General features: G+C 75.0%; 14 protein-coding genes. 4 read left to right on the plus strand and 10 right to left on the minus strand.

Annotated elements, in window-relative coordinates:
• Positions 1-316: 316 nt before the first annotated feature.
• The 5 genes from HB370_RS07715 to HB370_RS07735 all read right to left on the minus strand — a co-directional run bounded on the left by HB370_RS07715 (position 317) and on the right by HB370_RS07735 (position 6,663).
• Complete coding sequence (locus HB370_RS07715) at positions 317-3,421, minus strand: SMC family ATPase (protein ID WP_030775072.1); 3,105 nt, start codon at positions 3,419-3,421, stop codon at positions 317-319.
• Positions 3,418-4,581 (minus strand): exonuclease SbcCD subunit D, encoded by a 1,164-nt coding sequence (locus HB370_RS07720; protein ID WP_030775071.1) that lies wholly within the window; start codon positions 4,579-4,581, stop codon positions 3,418-3,420. The genes HB370_RS07715 and HB370_RS07720 overlap by 4 nt, the downstream gene beginning before the upstream one ends.
• A gap of 103 nt (positions 4,582-4,684) precedes the next feature.
• Positions 4,685-5,314: a YigZ family protein gene (locus tag HB370_RS07725; RefSeq protein WP_030775069.1), complete on the minus strand. Its 630-nt coding sequence runs from the start codon at positions 5,312-5,314 to the stop codon at positions 4,685-4,687.
• Between the two features lie 9 nt (positions 5,315-5,323).
• Positions 5,324-5,893, minus strand: coding sequence for a histidine phosphatase family protein (locus HB370_RS07730; protein WP_030775067.1), 570 nt, complete (start codon positions 5,891-5,893; stop codon positions 5,324-5,326).
• Positions 5,890-6,663, minus strand: coding sequence for a hypothetical protein (locus HB370_RS07735; protein ID WP_030775064.1), 774 nt, complete (start codon positions 6,661-6,663; stop codon positions 5,890-5,892). Before HB370_RS07735 ends, HB370_RS07730 begins: the two co-directional genes overlap by 4 nt.
• A 140-nt stretch (positions 6,664-6,803) precedes the next feature.
• Here HB370_RS07735 and HB370_RS07740 point away from each other — a divergent pair, with 140 nt between their 5' ends.
• Positions 6,804-7,211, plus strand: coding sequence for a CoA-binding protein (locus HB370_RS07740; protein WP_030775062.1), 408 nt, complete (start codon positions 6,804-6,806; stop codon positions 7,209-7,211).
• 38 nt (positions 7,212-7,249) lie between these two features.
• On the opposite strand, the gene HB370_RS07745 is transcribed toward HB370_RS07740, so the two are convergent.
• Positions 7,250-7,585, minus strand: a complete 336-nt coding sequence (locus tag HB370_RS07745; RefSeq protein ID WP_030775060.1) for a metalloregulator ArsR/SmtB family transcription factor — start codon at positions 7,583-7,585, stop codon at positions 7,250-7,252.
• Between the two features lie 73 nt (positions 7,586-7,658).
• Between HB370_RS07745 and HB370_RS07750 the strand changes: the two genes are divergently transcribed.
• Positions 7,659-8,819, plus strand: a complete 1,161-nt coding sequence (locus HB370_RS07750; RefSeq protein WP_037700024.1) for a cation diffusion facilitator family transporter — start codon at positions 7,659-7,661, stop codon at positions 8,817-8,819.
• Positions 8,820-8,850: 31 nt separating this feature from the next.
• Here HB370_RS07750 and HB370_RS07755 read toward each other — a convergent pair whose 3' ends face one another.
• Both HB370_RS07755 and HB370_RS07760 read right to left on the minus strand, forming a co-directional pair.
• Positions 8,851-9,408: a YbaK/EbsC family protein gene (locus HB370_RS07755; RefSeq protein WP_030775056.1), complete on the minus strand. Its 558-nt coding sequence runs from the start codon at positions 9,406-9,408 to the stop codon at positions 8,851-8,853.
• An 80-nt stretch (positions 9,409-9,488) separates the two neighbouring features.
• Positions 9,489-10,061 carry an XRE family transcriptional regulator gene (locus HB370_RS07760; protein ID WP_030775054.1) on the minus strand — a complete coding sequence of 191 codons (573 nt, stop codon included), beginning with the start codon at positions 10,059-10,061 and terminating at the stop codon, positions 9,489-9,491.
• 109 nt (positions 10,062-10,170) lie between these two features.
• Between HB370_RS07760 and HB370_RS07765 the strand changes: the two genes are divergently transcribed.
• Complete coding sequence (locus tag HB370_RS07765) at positions 10,171-11,028, plus strand: EamA family transporter (protein WP_030775053.1); 858 nt, start codon at positions 10,171-10,173, stop codon at positions 11,026-11,028.
• Positions 11,029-11,072: 44 nt separating this feature from the next.
• On the opposite strand, the gene HB370_RS07770 is transcribed toward HB370_RS07765, so the two are convergent.
• Positions 11,073-11,837: an acyltransferase gene (locus HB370_RS07770; protein ID WP_030775052.1), complete on the minus strand. Its 765-nt coding sequence runs from the start codon at positions 11,835-11,837 to the stop codon at positions 11,073-11,075.
• 109 nt (positions 11,838-11,946) lie between these two features.
• Here HB370_RS07770 and HB370_RS07775 point away from each other — a divergent pair, with 109 nt between their 5' ends.
• Entirely contained in the window at positions 11,947-12,474 is a 528-nt protein-coding gene (locus HB370_RS07775; protein WP_030775050.1) for a gamma carbonic anhydrase family protein, read from the plus strand.
• A gap of 66 nt (positions 12,475-12,540) precedes the next feature.
• Here the strand turns inward: HB370_RS07775 and HB370_RS07780 are convergent, their stop codons facing one another.
• Entirely contained in the window at positions 12,541-13,191 is a 651-nt protein-coding gene (locus HB370_RS07780) for a DedA family protein (RefSeq protein ID WP_030775049.1), read from the minus strand.
• Positions 13,192-13,203 lie beyond the last annotated feature (12 nt).

The following is a 13,203-nucleotide window of genomic DNA, read 5'->3' on the forward strand; positions in this document are numbered from 1 at the left end:
CTACGGCGACGGCGTCGGCCCAACTGTGCTCCACGGCCACCCGCCGGCGCATCAGTCATGTGACTGCGGGAGCGGGCCGGCCGATCCCACCGGAATGAGTCGAGCATTAGGTCACGGTTCCCGCCCGGCCGCCCAGGGTGTCAGCGGTCGGGGCGGGGCATCGGTGGCCCCGCCCGGTCCCGCACCCCGTCGCCGACGGAGGTGACACGGTGCCTCGGGCCGGTGAGCTGAGCGGGCGCCTCCAGGTCCGGGTACGGGCGCCGCTCCACCGACTCCGTGAATCCGCCGCCGGGTACGCGCACGCCCCGGCCCCCGGTCAGACGCCCCGTTGCCGCAGTGAGGAGCCCGAGCGGCTTTTCACGACCTCCAGTTGGGCGTGGATCCGCCGTCGCAGGTCGGCGACGTGGCTGACGATGCCGACACTGCGGTCGCGTTCGCGCAGGCCGTCCAGGACGTCCAGCACCTCGTCCAGGGTCTGGTCGTCCAGGCTGCCGAACCCCTCGTCGATGAAGAGGGTGTCCAGGCGGACGCCGCCGGCCTCCTCGGTGACCACGTCGGCGAGGCCGAGGGCGAGCGCGAGGGAGGCGAAGAAGGTCTCCCCGCCGGACAGGGTCGCGGTGTCCCGTTCCCGTCCGGTCCAGGCGTCGACCACGTGCAGGCCGAGCCCGCTGCGGCCGCGCCCGGTGCGGTCGTCGGAGTGGACGAGGGTGTAGCGGCCGGACGACATGCGCTGGAGGCGGACGGTCGCGGCAGCGGCGACCTGCTCCAGCCGGGCCGCCAGGACGTACGACTCCAGGCGCATCCTGCGTTCGTTGTCGGCGGAGGTGCCCGCGGTGAGGGCGGCCAGCCGGGCCACCCGGTCGTGCTCCGCGCGCAGCGGGGCGAGCCGGCGTACCGCCGCCGCGGCGCGCGCGGACAGCCGGTCCAGCTCGGCGCAGCAGCGGGCGGCGGCGTCGCGCGCGGAACCGGCCTCGCGCAGCCGCCGTTCCGCGGCGGCCGCCGCCCGCTCGGCGCCGGCCGGGTCGGCGGGCGGTAGCTGGGCCGCCGCCGTGGTGCCGGGCTCGGCGAGGACCGCGCGGACCGCGGCCTCCTCCTGCTGCCAGGCGTCCAGGCGGTGCTGGAGTTCACGGTGGGCGGCCGGGTCCAGCAGCGCCGCGGCGGCGGCGCCGGGCGTGGCGAAGCCGGCCCGGTAGGCGGCGTCGGCGAGGCGGGCGTCGGCGGCCTTCAGCCGCTGGGCGGCGTCCTCGGCGGCGCGGACGGCGTCGGCGGCCTCGGTGAGCCGTGCCGCGAGCCGCTCCAGCTGTGCCGCGCGGGCCGCCACACTGCCCTGACCGCCCCGCGCCTGCTCCACCTCCGCTTCCAGCAGGGCCTGTTCGCGCTCCAGGGTCTCGCGGCGGGTGAGCCGGGAGGCGGCCCGTACGGCGGTCTGCTGGCGGTCGGCCAGCCGCTGCTCGCGCTCCTGCTCGGCGCGCCGCAGCTCCTGCTGGACGGCGTGCAGGGCGGAGGCGTCGTGGCGGGCGCGGGCGTACTCCCGTTCCAAGTGGTCCGACTCGGCGGCGAGGTCCGCGGTGGGGGTGTCGCCGGCCTCGGCGGTGGCGGCGGCCAGGGCCTCGCGGACCTCGCCGAGCCGCCGCTCGTCCTCGGTGTGCTGTTCCTCGGCCCGCTGGAAGTCGGCGAGGGCGCGGTCCTCGGTCTCGCGGTCGACGTGTCCGGCGGCCTTGCGGGCGGGCGCGGGGTGTTCGGTGGCGCCGCAGACCGCGCAGGGCTCGCCGTCGGTAAGGTGGGCGGCCAGTTCGGCGGCGATGCCGGTCAGCCGCTGTTCCTTCAGGTCGAGCCAGTGCGCGCGGGCGTCCAGGGCGCGTCGGCGGGACTCCTCCGCGCGCTGCCGGGCCTGTGCGAGGCCGGCGGCGAGCCGGTCGCGGGTGCGGGCCGCGTCGAGCCGGCGCCGCATGGGCTCGCGCTGCACGGCGAGCTGTTCGGCGCGGGTGGCGGCCTCCTGGGCGGAGTCGAGCCGGGTCTGGAGGGCGGCGCGGGTGGCGTCCCAGCCGTCGAGCCAGGCATCGGCCTCGCGCAGCACGTCCTCGTCGGCGCGCTCCTGCCGGTCGAGTCCGGCGCGCTCCTCGGCGAGCTCGGCGAGCCGGCGTTCGGCGCGCCGGGCCGCGTCCAGCCCGCCGAGTTCCTCGGCGGCCCGGCGGGCGGCGGCGGCGAGCCCGCTCGCGTCGGCACCCCCGTACGCGTCAACGCCCCCGTACCCACCGGCGTCGGCGTCCCCGAGGCCATCGACGCCCCCGTACGCGTCCACACGCCCGTACACACCGCCGCTCGCGGACCCGTCAGCGCCCCCCAGCATCTCGGACAGCGCCTTACGTGCGCGTGCCTCGGCTGCCGTCGCCTCGCGGTGTTCCCGGTCGGCCGCCTCGCGCAGCTCCAGAGCGGGCGCGACGGACTCCGCCTTGCGGGCCCGCTCCATGCGCTCCCGGTCCTCGCGGTGGGCGCCGGCCCGTTCCGTGAGCCGTTCGGCGCGCTCGCGGGCCGCGGCGAACCTGCTTTGCAGCCGGGCCAGTTCACGGGCCTCGTCCAGGGCGTGCCGGGCCGCGGCGTGGGCGGACTCGGCGGCGGCGAGCCGGCAGTGGGCGATGTCGAGGCGTTCCCGGGCGGTGCTGCGGGCGACGGCGGCTGCCTCGAGGACGGCCTCGGCCAGCCCGGGGTCGCCGGGGTCCGGCTCGGGCAGTTCCATGGCGTCGCCGGCCTCCTGCTGCATGCGGTGGGCGTCGGCGAGCAGGGCCGTGTCGCCCTCGCGCACGCGGGCCTCGGTGGCGCGGCGGCGTTCGGCGAGGCGCTTCTCGACGTCGGCGAAGCGCTGGGTGTCGAAGAGCCGGCCGAGGAGCCTGCCCCGGGCCTCGGCGTCGGCGCGCAGGAAACGGGCGAAGTCGCCCTGGGGCAACAGGACGACCTGGCAGAACTGCTCGCGGCTCATGCCGAGCAGCTGCTCCACCTCGGCGCCGATCTCCTGGTGGGAGCGGCTGAGGTCCTTCCAGGTCCCGGCCCGGGCGTCGTACTCGCGCAGCCAGGTCTGGGCCTTGTCGACCGTCATGCCCTTGCCGCGCAGCTTGGGCCGCTCCCACGGGGGCTGCCGGGTGATCTCCAGCCGGCGGCCGGCGACGGTGAGTTCGAGGCGGACCTCGGTACGGGTGCCGGGCGGGGCGTGGTCGCTGCGCAGGTGCATGCCCTGGCCGCTCTGCCGGGCGCCGGGGACCGAGCCGTAGAGGGCGTAGCAGACGGCGTCCAGGACGGAGGTCTTGCCGGCGCCGGTCGGGCCGTGCAGCAGGAACAGTCCGGCGCCGGACAGCGCGTCGAAGTCGACGCTCTGGGTGGAGCCGAAGGGTCCGAAGGCGGTGATGTCGAGCCGGTGCAGCCTCACCGGGCCACCTCCCGCACGGTGTGGCCGGCGCGCACGGCGTCGAACGCCTCGCGCAGTACGGCGGTCTCGGCGGCGTCGGGTCCGGTGCCGCGCACATGGGCGACGAAGTCCTGGGCGACCTGCTCGTCGCTGCGGCCCGCGAGCCGCCGGGCGTACGACACACGGGGGTCGTCGGGGGCCCGGTCGGGGGCGAAGACCAGGCTGAGGGTGTGCGGGAAGCGTTCGGTGAGGCGGGCCATGGGCTCGGCGGGGCGGAGCGGGTCGGTGAGGGTGGCCTCGACCCAGGCGTCCTCGTGGCGGGTCAGTTCCGGGTCGGCGAGGAGGTCGTCGAGGCGGCCGCGGATACGGGCGAGGGGGCGCGGCACCGGGCAGTCGACGCGCTCGGCGGTGACCGCGCCGTCCGCGTCCAGGTCGATCAGCCACATGCTCTTGCGGTGGCCGGCCTCGGAGAAGGAGTAGGCGAGCGGGGAGCCCGAGTAGCGGACGCGTTCGGTGATGGTCTGGCAGCCGTGCAGATGGCCGAGCGCCACGTAGTCGGCCCCGTCGAAGATCCCGGCGGGTACGGCGGCGACCCCGCCGACGGTGATGTCGCGTTCGCTGTCGCTGGCCTGGCCTCCGGTGACGAAGGCGTGGGCGAGGACGACGGAACGGGTGCCCCGCGGGCGGGCGGCGAGGTCGGCGCGGACGCGGTCCATGGCGGCGCCGAGCACGGCCTCGTGACCGGCCTTGTCGACGCCGAACTCGTCCTTGACCAGGGCGGGTTCGAGGTACGGCAGGCCGTAGAAGGCCACGTCGCCGTGGGCGTCCCGGAGGATCACGGGGGTGCCGGCGGCGGACGGCTCGGTGCGCAGGTGGATGCCGGCGCGGTCGATGAGTCCGGCGCCGACGCCGAGGCGGCGGGCCGAGTCGTGGTTGCCGGAGATCATCACCGTGGGCACGCCGAGGTCCGCGAGCCGGTGCAGGGCGGTGTCGAACAGCTCCACGGCGGCGAGCGGGGGCACCGCGCGGTCGTACACGTCGCCCGACACGACCACCGCGTCCACCTCGCGCTCACGCACGGTGGTGACGAGGTGACCGATGAACCCGGCCTGCGCCTGAAGCAGGTTCACCCGGTGGAAGGCCCGGCCGAGGTGCCAGTCGGACGTGTGCAGGATCCTCATGGGCCCCGAGACTAACGGCCGGGTCCGACATCACGTCCGGTCGCTCCGGTACCGGACGTCACCACCCGTCACCCGCAAGCCCGTTATGACCGATTCGCACCGATTATCGGGCGTCTCCGTAGGCTTCGCCGCCCAGTTCGAAGCCGGCCGTGCCCGCCGTCACATCGGCGAGCCAGGCCCGGAAGGCGTCCACGTCGGCGTCCGGCAGCCCGATCTCGAGGGTGACGGCCTCGCCGTAGCGGACGTCGCGCACCTCGCGTCCGGTGGCGCGCAGGTCGTTCTGCACCTTGCCCGCGCGCTGGTGGTCGACGGTCACCGTGGCCAGCCGGAAGCGGCGCCGGGTGATCGTGCCGAGGGCGTCCAGGGCCTCGCCGACCGAGCCGCCGTAGGCGCGGATCAGCCCGCCCGCGCCGAGCTTGACCCCGCCGTAGTAGCGGGTGACCACGGCGACGACGTACCGCATGTCGCGGCGCAGCAGCATCTGGAGCATGGGCACGCCGGCGGTGCCGCCCGGTTCGCCGTCGTCGCTGGCCTTCTGCACGGAGGCGTCGGCTCCGATGACGTAGGCCCAGCAGTTGTGGGTGGCGTCGGCGTGCTCCTTGCGCACGGCGGCGATGAACTCCTGGGCCTCCCGCTCGGTGGCGGCCGGGGCGAGGGCGCACAGGAAGCGGGAGCGGTTGATCTCGGTCTCGTGCACGCCCGCGCGGGCGACTGTGCGGTACTCGTCCTGCATCCGGCCAGCCTAGTCCGTGGCCGGCCGGCCGCTCCCCGGGTGGCGCCCGCCCCGCGGGACCGTGAAGGAGGTGAGCAGGGCCGCGCCCGGGGCGAGGGCCCGCCAGGTGGTGCCGTGCCAGGTGAGGGCGGCGATCGCGGAGGTCGGGAACCTGGCCCGGACCCGCTCCGGCGTGACGTCGAGCCCGTCGGCGGCCAGCGCCGCCACCAGTTCCGCCAGGCCGGGGTTGTGCCCGATCAGCAGCAGGGTCCGCACCTCGGCCGGCACCTCGCGCACCACCTCCAGCAACTCGGGCACGCCGGCCGCGTACAGCCGCCGGTCGTAGCGCACGGGCGGCGGCGTGGCCCACTCGGCGGAGACCAGCTCCCAGGTACGGCGGGCCCGTACGGCGGTGGAGCACAGGGCGAGGTCGGGCAGGGAACCGGCGGCGGCCAGGGCGCGCCCGGCGGCCGGGGCGTCCCGCAGCCCGCGGGGCGCGAGCGGCCGCAGCCGGTCCTCGACGCCCTCGGGCCAGGCGGACTTGGCGTGCCGCAGCACCAGCAGCCGCCGCAGTGGTCCGGTGCCCGCCGGTCCCTTCACCCGGGGTTCCCGAGGTCGCGCACGAGGTCCAGGGCGAGCAGGCGGTCGGCGTAGGCGTAGGTCTCGAAGCGGGCGCCGTCCGGGATGCCGGGCGCGCTCTCCACCTCCCGCAGGACACCGAGCACCGCGGGCAGGTCGAGGTCGTCCTCCCAGGCGGCGCGCAACCGGTCGCGCACCTCGCCGGGGACCGGCCGCGAGGGCTGCCGGGCCCAGCCGGCCACGGCCCGCCGCCATCGGGCGAGGCCGCGCGCGGCCTCCTCCAGCGTGGCCGGGTCCAGCCGCGCGGTTTCGCCGCGCGGTACGCCGAGCAGGGCCAGGCGCAGGGCGGAGGGGTCGTACGGCAGCACCGTGGGCACGGCCGGGCCGCCCCCGCCTCCCGCGGGCTCCCCGCCGGCCCCCGGCACCCATTCCACCTCGGCCACCGCCACCACCGGCCCCTCCCCCACCGTCTCGACGGAGTCCCGCCGGACCACGTGCAGGGCCTGGGCCTCGCCGAGGCCGGAGGCGAGGTCGCGGCTGAACTCGAAGGGGCGGATGGCCAGGCGGGCGCCGGCCGTGCGCAGTTCCGGCTGGTCGCGGGGGGCGGTGAGGCTCGTCCAGACCGGGGTGCCGCCCAGTTCCAGGGCGCGGACGAGCAGGTCGGCGGTGAGCAGGACCCGCAGGGCCGTCGGGTCCGGACCGTAGGCGTGGGCCTCGATGCGGGTCAGGCCGCGGCGGGCGGGCGCGGCGGGGACGGACTCACCGGTTCGGGCGTCGAGGATGCGCAGCACGGGGCGAGCGTAGGGCGGGCCGGCGGCCGTACGCAGCAGCTTGCGCCGTTTCCGGACAGCGTGCCGGAGTACGGCGGGAATCCCGGCGCGCCGGAGTGACGTTTCCCCGAGACAGTTCCCGCAGCCCGAGGAGGCGGCCGATGTACGGCGACGACGCGACGATCCGCAGGATCCTGACCGAGCTGGGCGACACCTGGGCGGTGGTCGGCCTGTCCGCGAACGAGCGCCGGGCCGCGTACGGCGTGTCCCGGGAGCTCCAGCGGTTCGGCAAGCGGATCGTGCCCGTGCACCCCAAGGCCGAGACGGTGCACGGGGAGCGGGGGTACGCCTCCCTCGCGGACATCCCCTTCGACGTGGACGTGGTCGACGTCTTCGTGAACAGCGAGCTGGCCGGCCCGGTCGCCGACGAGGCCGTGGCGAAGGGCGCGCGGGCGGTGTGGTTCCAGCTGGGTGTCGTGGACCCGGCCGCCTACGAACGCACCCGGGCGGCGGGCCTGGAGATGGTGATGGACCGCTGCCCGGCCATCGAGATCCCGCGGCTGGGCTAGCCGCTTCCGCTCACGTCCACGGCGGGAGACCGTCCCGCTCAGCGTTCCGTCAGGCGGTGGTCCGCCGTCTTCAGGGCCTCCTCGACCAGGCGCCCCAGGTGTCCGTGGCGCAGGGAGTAGATCACCCGGCGGCCCTCCTTGCGGGTGTCCACCAGACCGGCGAGCCGCAGCCTGGCCAGGTGCTGGCTGACGGCCGGGCGGGCGGCGCCGCATGCCTCGGTGAGCGTGGTGACATCGGCCTCGCCCGCCGTCAGGGCGTACAGCAGGGCGAGGCGGGTGCGGTCGCCCAGCAGGGCCAGGAGGTCGGCGGCGACCTCGAACCGCTCCTCGCCCGCGCTGTGCTCGTGCGCACCGTGCGCAGGTGATAGGTGCATGCGTGCGCTCATACGCACATAATGGCCGCGTGGACGCCGCGCGTCCACTCCCGCCCACCGGAAGGGGACCGACGTGAGCGACCGGCACCATCGCGACCACGGCCACGATCACCCGGATCGCGGCCACGAGGACGCGCAGCACGGGCACACACACCCGCACCGCGGCGACGCACACCAGGGCGACAGCCGGGAGCACTCGCACCACGGCCACGGCCACGGCCACGGGCACGGCCACGGGCACCCGCACCGGGGCCCGTTCCGCCGCCTCGGACACCTGCTCGCCCCGCACTCGCACGAGACGGCCGACAAGCTGGATCCGGTGCTGGAGTCCTCGGCGCGGGGGATGCGCGCGCTGTGGGTGTCGCTGGCCGTGCTGGGGGTGACCGCTCTGGCGCAGGCGGCCGTGGTGGCCGTCTCCGGGTCGGTGGCGCTGCTCGGGGACACCGTGCACAACGCGGCCGACGCGCTGACCGCCGTCCCCCTCGGCATCGCCTTCGTGCTCGGCCGCCGGGCGGCGACCCGCCGGTTCACCTACGGCTACGGCCGCGCCGAGGACCTGGCCGGACTGGTCATCGTGCTGACCGTCGCCGCGTCAGCGGCCTTCGCCGCGTGGGCGGCCGTCGGGCGGCTGCTGGACCCGCGTCCGGTCACCCAGGTGCCGGCGGTCGCGGTGGCCGCGCTGCTCGGTTTCGCCGGCAACGAGTGGGTGGCCCGGTACCGGATCCGGGTGGGCCGGGAGATCGGCTCGGCCGCGCTCGTCGCGGACGGGCTGCACGCCCGAACCGACGGATTCACCTCGCTGGCCGTACTGTTGGGGGCCGGCGGTACGGCGTTGGGCTGGCATCTGGCCGACCCCGTCGTGGGGCTGGCGATCACGGCGGCGATCGTGCTGGTGCTGCGGGACGCGGCACGGGAGGTGTTCCGGCGGGTGCTGGACGCCGTCGACCCGGCGCTGGTGGACCGGGCCGAGCGGGCGGTGCGCGCGGTGGAGGGGGTGCGCGGGGTGGGCGAGCTGCGGCTGCGCTGGATCGGGCACCGGCTGCGGGCCGAACTCGCGGTGGTGGTGGACGCCGAGGCCACGCTGCGGCAAGCGCACGCGATCGCCGTCGAGGCCGAACACGCCCTGCTGCACGCCGTACCGAACCTGACGGCCGCCCTGGTCCACGCCGACCCGGCCCCCGCCCCGGGCGAGGCGGATCCCCATCTGGCGCTGGCCCATCACCTGACGGCGTGACCGGCAACGGGACCCGGGCCCGGCCGTCGGCTCACGCCGCCCCGAGCCCCTCCAGCACGACGGCGCCGGGGAGTTCGGCGAGGGCCTTGCCGGGGATCAGGAGCTTGCCGCGCCGGCGTCCGCTGCCGATCACGACGTAGGACAGGTCGACCACGGCCGAGTCCACCAGCACCGGCCAGTCGGCGGGCAGTCCGAGCGGGGTGATACCGCCGTACTCCATGCCGGTCTCGCCGGTCGCCGTCTCCATCGGGGCGAACGAGGCCTTGCGGGCGCCCAGGTGACGGCGTACGACACCGTTGACGTCGGCCCGGGCGGTGGACGGCACCACACAGGCGGCCAGCCGGGTCTCACCGGCCCGCTTGCCCGCGACCACCACGCAGTTCGCCGACCGTTCCAGCAGGTCCCGGCCGTAGTGCTCCACGAAGGTGGCCGTGTCGGCCCAGCGCGGATCGGTGTCGACGTAGAGGATCTGGTCGGCCGGGACCGTGCCCTGCCAGCCGCGTACGGCGTCGGCGACGGGGGCGGTCAGCTCGTCCAGGCAGTCCGGGGCGGGAGTGGCGGTGTCGAAGTCTCCGATGGGCGCGCGCATGCCCGCACGCTAACAACACCCGCCGCACCGCCGGACCGGCGTCTTACGGAACGGACGGGCTCAGGGCGCGGGGGGCGCGCTCACGGCACGGGTGGTACGGACACGGCCATCACCATCTTCACAGGCACCTCGCCCGTGTTGCCGTACCGGTGCGGGACGTCGGCCTCGAAGGAGGCGCTGGCGCCGGTCGGCACGCGGTGCTCCACGCCGTCCACGGTGAGCGTCAGCTCGCCCGCGGTGACATGGACCATCTCGACCGTGCCGCCGGGGTGCGGCTCGGAGGGGCTGACGTCACCCGGCATCAGCCGCCAGTCCCACATCTCCAGCGGTCCGGGCGCCTCGGTGCCGGCGAGCAGCCGGTTGTAGCTGCCGGCCTCGGTGTGCCAGAGCTGTACGGCCCGTTCGGCGGGGACGATCCGCACCTTCGGGCCCTGCTCGTAGTCGAGCAGCGTGGTGATGCTGACGCCGAGCGCGTCGCCGATCTTGACGACCGTGCCGATGCTCGGGTTGGTGCGGGCCTGCTCGATCTGGATGAGCATGCCCCGGCTGACGCCGGCCCGGGCGGCGAGCACGTCCAGCGTGAAGCCGCGCACCGCGCGCCAGTGTCTGACGTTGCGCGCCAGGGACTGGGTCAGGAGTTCTAGGTCCGACACATGGGGTCCAATATCCGGGAAGTTAATTATTTTAGTTAGTTGAGTTCAATGGAATGAACTACGGTGAGGTGCACTCGTCCGTTCACCGAACTGTACTGCGAGGCCGGCCATGACAGCATTCTTCGCCCTGCTCACCAGCCTTGTATGGGGGCTGGCCGACTTCGGCGGCGGACTGCTGACCCGGCGTACCCCGGCGCTGACGGTCGTGGTCGTCTCGCAGGGCATCGCGGCGGTCGTGCTGGGCGCGATCGTGCTGGCCACCGGCGGCTGGAGCGAGGCCGGACCCCGGCTGTGGTTCGCGTTCGCGGCCGGACTGGTGGGACCGGTGGCCCTGCTCTGCTTCTACCAGGCCCTCGCGCTCGGCCCGATGGGCGTGGTCTCGCCGCTGGCCACCCTCAGCGTCGCCGTGCCCGTGGGCGTCGGGCTCGTGCTCGGCGAGCGGCCGGGGCTGGTCCAGGCCCTCGGCAGCGCGGTCGCCGTCACCGGGGTCGTCCTGGCGGGCGGGCCGCAGCTGCGGGGCACGGCCGTGCAGCGGCGCACGATCTGGATGACGCTGGTCGCGGCGGTCGGCTTCGGCACGGTGTTCGCGCTGATCGCGGAGGCGTCCACCACGGTGACCGGGCTGTTCCTCGCGCTGTTCGTGCAGCGGGTGACGGACGTAGTGGTGGGCGGGGCCGCGCTCGTCGTCTCGGTGCGGCGCGGCGGGGCCGCCCTGCCGGAGGGCGGGTTTCCGTGGGACGCGCTGCCCGCGCTGGCGTTCGTGGGGCTCGCCGACGTGGCGGCCAACGGCACCTACGCGATGGCCACCCGGAGCGGTCCGGTCACCGTCGCGGCCGTGCTCGCCTCCCTGTACCCGGTGGTGACCGCGCTGGCCGCACGCGGCTTCCTCAACGAGCGGCTGCGCGGCATCCAGACGGCGGGCGCGGGCCTGGCCCTGCTGGGCACACTGCTGCTGGCGACGGGCTGAGCCGCCGAAGGCACAACGCGAGGCCCCGGCCGGAAGGACGTCCGTCAGCCGTCGGAGTCCAGCGCGGCCAGCCGGGCCACCGCCTCCTCGTCCAGGTCGGCCAGCGCGCGCAGCTGGCCCGGTGTGATGTCGTCCGGTATCGGCACCGGAGCGGGGGTGCGCAGCGGCGGCTGCCAGCCGGTGTCGGGCGTCCAGCGCCGTACGACCTTGGCGGGCGCCCCCGCCACCACCGCGTGGTCCGGCACCGTGCCCCGGACCACCGCCCCGGCCGCCACGACCACGTTCCGGCCGATCCGCGCCCCCGGCAGGATCACCGCGCCGGTGCCGATCCAGCACCCCGGCCCGATCTCGACCGGCTCCATGCGCGGCCACTGCTTGCCGATGGGCTGGTGCGGGTCGTCGTAGGAATGGTTGGTGGAGGTGACGTAGACGTACGGGCCGAAGTAGCAGTCGCTGCCGATGGTGACCGTGGTGTCCGCGATGACATGGCTGCCGCGGCCGAGGACCACGCCGTCGCCGATGCGCAGGATCGGGTCCGGACCGAGGTCCAGGTCGGGCATCAGGCCCGCGGTGAGGGTGACCTGCTCCCCGATGATGCAGTACGACCCGAGCCGGATCCACGGTTCCCCGAAGACCGTGCCGAGCGGGAAGGCCAGCCGGGTGTGCTCCCCGATGGCGCCGAAGCGGAAGCGGCCGGGGTGCTCGGCCGTCACCGAGCCCGTGCGCCGCACCCACGCCCAGCCCGCGTGGACGGCGCGCTGGGCCAGGCGCTGACGCCAGGATGAGAACGTGTTCTTGCGCTTCGGCACGCGCTCACGTTACTCACCGGTTGCCCCGGGCGAGAGCCCAGGCCGCTGTGATCTTTGCCCCACCCGGTGTCGTACGGTTCGGGCACGGCACGCAGACAAGGAGACGGTGATGACGCAGAAGGCGCTGATCGTGGGCATCGGGGGCAAGGAACCCCAGGTCGATCCGGAGGCGTTCGTGGCGCCCACGGCGTCCGTGGTCGGGGACGTCACGCTGCACGAGGGGGCCAGTGTCTGGTACGGGGCCGTCGTGCGCGGGGACATAGAGAAGATCACCGTGGGGGCGCGGGCCAATGTGCAGGACAACGTCACCCTGCACGCCGACCCCGGGTTCCCGGTGCGCATCGGGGAGCGGGTGTCCATCGGGCACAACGCGGTGGTGCACGGGGCGACCGTGGAGGAGGACTGCCTGATCGGGATGGGCGCGACCGTGCTGAACGGGGCGGTGATCGGGGCGGGCTCGCTGGTCGCCGCGCAGGCGCTGGTGCCGCAGGGGATGGTGGTGCCGCCGGGTTCGCTGGTGGCGGGGGTGCCGGCCAAGGTGCGGCGGGCCCTGTCGGAGGAGGAGCGGGAGGGCGTGGTCCTCAACGGCACGCTGTACGCCGACCTGGCGCAGACGCATCGCGAGGTGCACGAGTAAGGGGTGCGCGGGCGAGGGGTACGCGGGGCGCACGAGCAGGGGGTGCTTCCGCCCGGCGGCGCCGGTTCACTCCCCGGCGTTCGCGGGCTCCGCTTCCGCTTCCCGCTGCTCCGGCTGGGCCTGCTTCGCCTTGCGCTTGAGGATCAGCATGGAGCCGAGTCCGATGAGGACGGCCACGCCCAGACCGACGTAGGAGAAGCGCTTCAGCCAGTCCTCGGCGACGATGCCGACGTAGTAGATGACGGCCGTGGTGCCCCCGGCCCAGCAGATGCCGCCGAGGACGTTGGCGATCAGGAACTTCCAGTACGGCATGTGCAGGACGCCCGCGAGGGGGCCGGCGAAGATGCGCAGCAGGGCGACGAAACGGCCGAAGAAGACCGCCCACATGCCCCACTTCTCGAAGGACCGCTCGGCGGTGGCCACATGCCCCGCGCTGAAGTGGCGTGGGAACTTCCTGCCGAGCCAGGCCAGCAGCGGGCGTCCGCCCTTGCGGCCGATGGCGTAGCCGATCGAGTCGCCGATCACCGCTCCGGCGGTCGCGCAGACGCCGAGGACGACCGGGTTGACGCCCGTGTGCTGGGAGGACATCAGGGCCGCCGAGACCAGGATGATCTCGCCCGGCAACGGGATGCCCAGGCTCTCCAGACCGATCACGAGGCCCACCACGGCGTAGACGGCGGCGGCAGGCACCGAGTCGAGCCATTCCTGGACGTGCACCGCCGGTTCCTC

The organism is Streptomyces sp. DSM 40868, assembly GCF_011820545.1.
Taxonomy (GTDB): Bacteria; Actinomycetota; Actinomycetes; order Streptomycetales; family Streptomycetaceae; genus Streptomyces; species Streptomyces eurythermus.

Bases quoted from the DNA above. Each gene is read 5' to 3' on its own strand.
- HB370_RS07720 (WP_030775071.1), bottom strand. From the start codon at position 4,581: ATGAGGATCCTGCACACGTCCGACTGGCACCTCGGCCGGGCCTTCCAC.
- HB370_RS07725 (WP_030775069.1), bottom strand. From the start codon at position 5,314: ATGCAGGACGAGTACCGCACAGTCGCCCGCGCGGGCGTGCACGAGACC.
- HB370_RS07740 (WP_030775062.1), top strand. From the start codon at position 6,804: ATGTACGGCGACGACGCGACGATCCGCAGGATCCTGACCGAGCTGGGC.
- HB370_RS07745 (WP_030775060.1), bottom strand. From the start codon at position 7,585: ATGCACCTATCACCTGCGCACGGTGCGCACGAGCACAGCGCGGGCGAG.
- HB370_RS07755 (WP_030775056.1), bottom strand. From the start codon at position 9,408: ATGCGCGCGCCCATCGGAGACTTCGACACCGCCACTCCCGCCCCGGAC.
- HB370_RS07765 (WP_030775053.1), top strand. From the start codon at position 10,171: ATGACAGCATTCTTCGCCCTGCTCACCAGCCTTGTATGGGGGCTGGCC.
- HB370_RS07775 (WP_030775050.1), top strand. From the start codon at position 11,947: ATGACGCAGAAGGCGCTGATCGTGGGCATCGGGGGCAAGGAACCCCAG.